4 protein-coding genes are annotated in these 4,899 nt (G+C 72.5%); 2 read left to right on the top strand and 2 right to left on the bottom strand.

The genetic code is table 11. From position 1 onward, the window contains the following. The first annotated feature begins 245 nt into the window (after positions 1–245). Entirely contained in the window at positions 246–953 is a 708-nt protein-coding gene (locus FJ251_13490) for a hypothetical protein (protein ID MBM4118720.1), read from the top strand. 20 nt (positions 954–973) lie between these two features. Here the strand turns inward: FJ251_13490 and FJ251_13485 are convergent, their stop codons facing one another. Both FJ251_13485 and FJ251_13480 read right to left on the bottom strand, forming a co-directional pair. After that, a complete protein-coding gene (locus tag FJ251_13485) occupies positions 974–1,411 on the bottom strand; it encodes a CoA-binding protein (GenBank protein ID MBM4118719.1) in 438 nt (145 codons plus the stop codon). A gap of 2 nt (positions 1,412–1,413) precedes the next feature. Beyond that, entirely contained in the window at positions 1,414–1,833 is a 420-nt protein-coding gene (locus tag FJ251_13480; GenBank protein MBM4118718.1) for an acyl-CoA thioesterase, read from the bottom strand. Between the two features lie 147 nt (positions 1,834–1,980). Here FJ251_13480 and FJ251_13475 point away from each other — a divergent pair. Next, a partial coding sequence (locus FJ251_13475) for a tetratricopeptide repeat protein (protein MBM4118717.1) occupies positions 1,981–4,899 on the top strand: 2,919 nt, incomplete at its 3' end.

Raw genomic sequence — 4,899 nt, 5'->3', positions numbered from 1 at the left:
GGGGCTCTTCTGGGGGCGCAGGATGACGTCGTCGAAGGTGAGCGCGGTGGGTATGGTCTGGTCCGGCACGGCGGGACCTCCGTGGGCGGGCGGGGCGGACTGGGCGGGTTGCCGGCGAAGATAGCCCCTCGGCGGAGGTTGCGCCAGGGGATTCCTGACAGCGGCCCTCGCTGGTGGGCACGAGCGGTGCTAAGCTAGTGCCGGACGGCGGCACGGGGCCGTCGCCCAGGGCGAGGAGGGGAAGCATGCGTCTAAGCGCTTGTCAGTGGTTGGCTTGCCTGATCTGCCTGGCGCTGCCGGCCGCGGCGCCCGCCCAGGACTACCTGCCGCTCGGGCCCGGCTCCTACTGGCACTACGCCGGCGAGGCCGGCGACGCCTTCTCGCGCACCGTGACGGGAACGATCGAGATGGCCGGCCAGGCCGTGAGCGTCGTTGCCACCAGCGGCTACGACCCCGACGACGGCCTCGAGCAGTACTACACCGCCGGGGAGGGCGGCGACGTGCTCCTCTGGGGCTTCTACCGCAACCTCGAGGACTGGGGGCTGCTCTACGTGCCGCCGCTGCGCATCGTGGACGCTCCGCTCAGCCTCGGCCAGCGCTGGTCGGTCGTCGCCGACTGCTTCGAGATCCCCGGCAACCACCCCGCGGGGACGCTGGTCGGCGAGCGCGTCGTGCAGAGCGAAGGTCTCGAGAGCGTGCCCGCCGGCGAGTTCTTCGCTCGCGCGATCGCCTGGGACCTGCGCGGGGAACCCCTGCGCGCGCTGGCCAGCCACGGCTGCGACCCGAGCGGGCGCCGCCTCGCGCCGGGCCGCGAGCTCTCGCCGCCCGAGTACTGGACCCTCGGTGTGGGCATCATCCGCGAGGAGACTACGCAGATCTGGCGGCTGACGGACTTCGACGGCCCCACGCCGAGCGGCGCGCAGAGCTGGAGCGCGATCAAGGCCCTGTACTAGCTCGAGTCGCCGCGCGCCGTTCAGGCGAGCGCGCGGTGCTCCTTGAGCATGCAGAGGTTCATCACCACCTGCAGACCGGCCGCCTTGGCGCGGTCGGCCGCGGCGTTGTTGATGACGCCCTCCTGCAGCCAGAGCACGCTGGCGCCGATCGCGATCGCCTCCTCGGCGTGCTCCATCACGGCGTCCGGCCGGCGGAAGACGTCGACGATCTCCACGCCGACGCTCGCGGGCACGGCGCGCAAGTTGGGGTAGGCCTTCTCGCCGAGGATGCTCTCCGCGCTCGGATGGATGGGCACGATGCGGTAGCCCGCGCGCTGGAGATAGTCCGCGACGCGGTAGCTCGGCCGCGTCTCGTCGGCGGAGAGGCCCACCACGGCCACCGTACGGTAGCGCGTGAGGATCTCGCGCAGCTCGGCCGGCGTGCTGTGATGCCGAGGCAGTTCGCAGTCGTTGCTCATGCTCACTCCTCGCTGTGAGGCGCCCCGGCCGCGCCGAGCGCCGCGGCGATCTCAGCCGGCAGGCGAATCACCCGCCAGTCGGCGTCGATCACGCCGTGCACGCTGAAGCCCGTGGCGAGCAGGGTTTCGCCGCGCCAGCCCTCGTAGGCGAAGCGCAGGCGCACGCGGCCGAGTTCCGCAACCCGCGTGCGGATCTCCAGCTCCTCGTCGTAGCGAGCCGGCGCCAGGATGCGTGCGCCATACTCGACGACGGGGAAGCGGATGCCCGTCCGCTCGATCTCGGCATAGGAGCGGTAGCGCTCGCGCAGGAGCCCCGTGCGCCCCAGCTCCCAGTAGACCGCCCACTGGCCGTGGTGCAGCACGCCCATGGCGTCGGTCTCGGCGTAGCGCACGCGCAGTCGGCTGCTGTGGACCTCGGGCATGGGCGCAGCATGGCACGCGCCCAGCGCCCTGGCAAGATGGGGCGCGCGCCAGCCGCGCCCCGCCGCCCCTCTTGACGCCCCCGCGCCGCTGCGGGACACTCTCCCCTCCGCCGCGTGCCGCTGCGGACGAGCCACGCCAGGTCCTGCATGAAGCGCGTCACCCCGCTCATCCTGCTCCTCTTCACGCTCTCGGGCGTCAGCGGCCTCGTCTACGAACTGGTCTGGATCCGCCTCTTCAGCCACCTCCTGGGCGGCACCAGCTACGCGATCAGCACCGTCCTGGCCGCCTTCATGGGCGGCCTCGCCCTGGGCAGCCGCCACTACGGCCGCCGGGCGGACCACTGCGAGCGCCCGCTCCTGCTCTACGCGAAGCTCGAGGTGGGGATCGCCCTGCTGAGCGGGCTGGTCACCCTCATCCTGTTCGGCGCGCCGGATATCTACGCAGCCGTGGGCGGCCGCCTGCCGGGTCCGCTGCTCGCCCTCCTGCGCGTGCTGATCACGGGCGCGCTGCTGCTGCCGCCCACCTTCCTCATGGGCGGCACCCTGCCCGTCCTGAGCCGCGTCATCGTCACGCGCCGCGACGCCCTCGGCCGCGGCATGGGCCTGCTCTACGCCGTCAACACCTTCGGCGCCGTGCTCGGCTGCTTCCTCGCCGGCTTCACCCTGATCGCCACTCTCGGCCTGGGCGGCAGCACCCTGCTCGCCCTGCTGCTCAACCTGGCCATCGCGGCAGCGATCTGGCTGATCGACCGCGGGCTGTCGCCGCTCGCCGTTTCGGCCGCCTACGCGGAGAGCCTGCTCGACGAGGAGGCGCCCGCCGCGAAAGCGCCCACCGGGAAGTCGACCGCCGGGAAGGTGCCCACGGCCGCCGAGGCCCACCGGATCGAGCTCGACTCCCGCCTGCTCGCCTGGGTCTTCGCCCTCAGCGGCTTCGCCTCGCTCGGCTACGAGCTGTACTGGACGCGGGGGCTCCAGCACTTCCTCGGCAACTCGACCTACGCCTTCAGCGCCATGCTGACGACCTTCCTGCTCGGCCTCGCCGCCGGCGGCTGGCTGGGCGGCCGCCTGGCCGACCGCGTCGCCTCGCCGGCCCGCCTGCTCGGCTGGGTGCAACTGGCCGTCGGCACGACGGCGGCGCTCACCGTGCTCCTGCTCTGGCGCTGGCTGACCGCCGAAGGCAGCGGCGTCTGGCTCAACGACCGCTCGCTGTCCTGGTCGGCCTACCTGTCGCGCCGCTTCCTGCTCGCGTTCCTCGTCATGGCGCCGACCACCCTCCTGACGGGCATGACCTTCCCGCTCGTCAACCGCATTGGCATCCGCAGCCTGGCCCACCTCGGCCGCGGCGTGGGTTGGCTGTACTTCGCGAACACGCTGGGCGCGATCGCGGGCAGCCTCGCCGCGGGATTCCTCGTGCTGCCCCTGCTCGGTGCGCGAGCGGCGCTGCTCGCCACCGCGCTGCTCAGCGCCGCTCTCGGCGTCCTCATCCACCTCGGCCGTGCGCGCCGCGGCGCCGTCGAGCCCTGGCTCGTCGGGGCCGCCTTCGCGGCGCTGCTCGTGGCCACGCCGATCCTCCACCGCAGCGGCCGGTCCCTGCTCTCCGACACGCAGTCGACGGGCGACCCCGTGCTCTTCGACCGCGAGGATCATGCGGGCGAGACGCGCGTCTACCGCAAGCGCACCGGCGACGTGCACATGAGCGTCGACGGGCACCACATCGGGGGGACCGAGCCGGCCCTGCTCCGCAAGGAGAAGATCCTCGCCCACCTGCCGATGCTGCTCCGGCCCGACGCGAAGAAGACCCTGGCCGTGGGCCTGGGCAGCGGTGTCACCCTGGGCACCCTCGCGCTCTACGACGAGATCGAGCAGCTCGCCTGTGTCGAGATCGTCCCCGGCGTCGTCGAAGGCGCGCGCTTCTTCGACCAGCCGGCCCGCGGCGTCCTGCGCGACCCGCGCCTGGAGCTGCACGTCGGCGACGGCGTCCAGTACCTGCTCACGACGCGCCAGCGCTTCGACATCATCAGCAGCGACTCGAAGCTGAACCCCGAGTACGCGGGCAATGCGCCCCTGCTCTCCGAGGACTACACGGCGCTCTGTCGCGACCGCCTGACCGAGAACGGCGTCATGGTGCAGTGGATCGCCATCCACCTGCCCTTGGCGGACGTGAAGGTGATCACGCGCAGCTTCGCCGCCGCCTTCCCGCACGTCGCGCTCTACTGGTACGACCCCTACAACCTGATCCTCGCCGGCAGCAAGGCGCCGCTAACGCTCGACCTCGATGCGGCGCGCCGCTTCCTTGCGCGGCCGGCCATCGCTGCGGACCTCGAGCCGCTGCATCTCGCGGATCCCTACCTGCTCGGCACGCTCTGGGTGAGCGGCAATGAGGCGCTGCGCACGGCGGTCGGCCCCGGCCCGCTCAACACCTGGGCGCGCCCGCGCCTGGAGTTCACGCTCGGCCGCAACTTCCGCAGCCAGACGCTCGGCTATCACGAGGAAGACGTCCTGCGCTGGCTGCGGCTGATCCGCCAGGACGACGGGCAGGGGCTGCGCGGCGCCGTGGAGCCGGCCGTCCTGCGCAGCCACCAGATCGCGGCGGCCAAGCTGCTCGAAGGCTTCGCGATGGGCAGCGGCATTCAGCAGCTCGAGCCGGGCATCCCCGCCTTCCAGGCGGGGCTCGCCGCTTGCCCCGGCAACGCGCGCATCGCCGGCGTGCTCGCGCAGTGGGAGCGGCTGGGCACTCAGATCGAGGAGGCCTACGCCGGGGGCCGGATCACCGACGCCGAGGGCCTCTCGCGCGTGGGGCTGCAGCGCCGCGAGGCGGGCCGCCACGCGGAGGCCCTGGCCATCTTCGAGCAGGCCCTGGCGCTGCGGCCGGGCGACCCCGACCTCCAGTACAATCGCCTGCTCACCCTGCGCGATCTCGGTCGCCTGGACGCCTTCAATGCCGCGCTGGACACCTTTGCCAAGCAGTTCCCCCGCGACGCCCGGGCGCACTCGCTGCGTGGACGTCTGCTCGCCGATGCGGGCATGATGGCGGAGGCGCTCGTCGCCTTCGACGCTGCGGTGGCG

The sequence above is a fragment of the bacterium genome, assembly GCA_016873475.1.
In the GTDB taxonomy this organism is placed as follows: domain Bacteria; phylum Krumholzibacteriota; class Krumholzibacteriia; order JACNKJ01; family JACNKJ01; genus VGXI01.
The sequence above is the reverse complement of the archived record's forward strand: the minus strand, read 5'-3'. Positions and strand labels throughout refer to the sequence as shown.

What these genes read in the sequence shown, in the direction of transcription:
- FJ251_13490 (MBM4118720.1), top strand. Translation starts at nt 246, where the DNA reads ATGCGTCTAAGCGCTTGTCAGTGGTTGGCTTGCCTGATCTGCCTGGCG.
- FJ251_13485 (MBM4118719.1), bottom strand. Translation starts at nt 1,411, where the DNA reads ATGAGCAACGACTGCGAACTGCCTCGGCATCACAGCACGCCGGCCGAG.
- FJ251_13480 (MBM4118718.1), bottom strand. Translation starts at nt 1,833, where the DNA reads ATGCCCGAGGTCCACAGCAGCCGACTGCGCGTGCGCTACGCCGAGACC.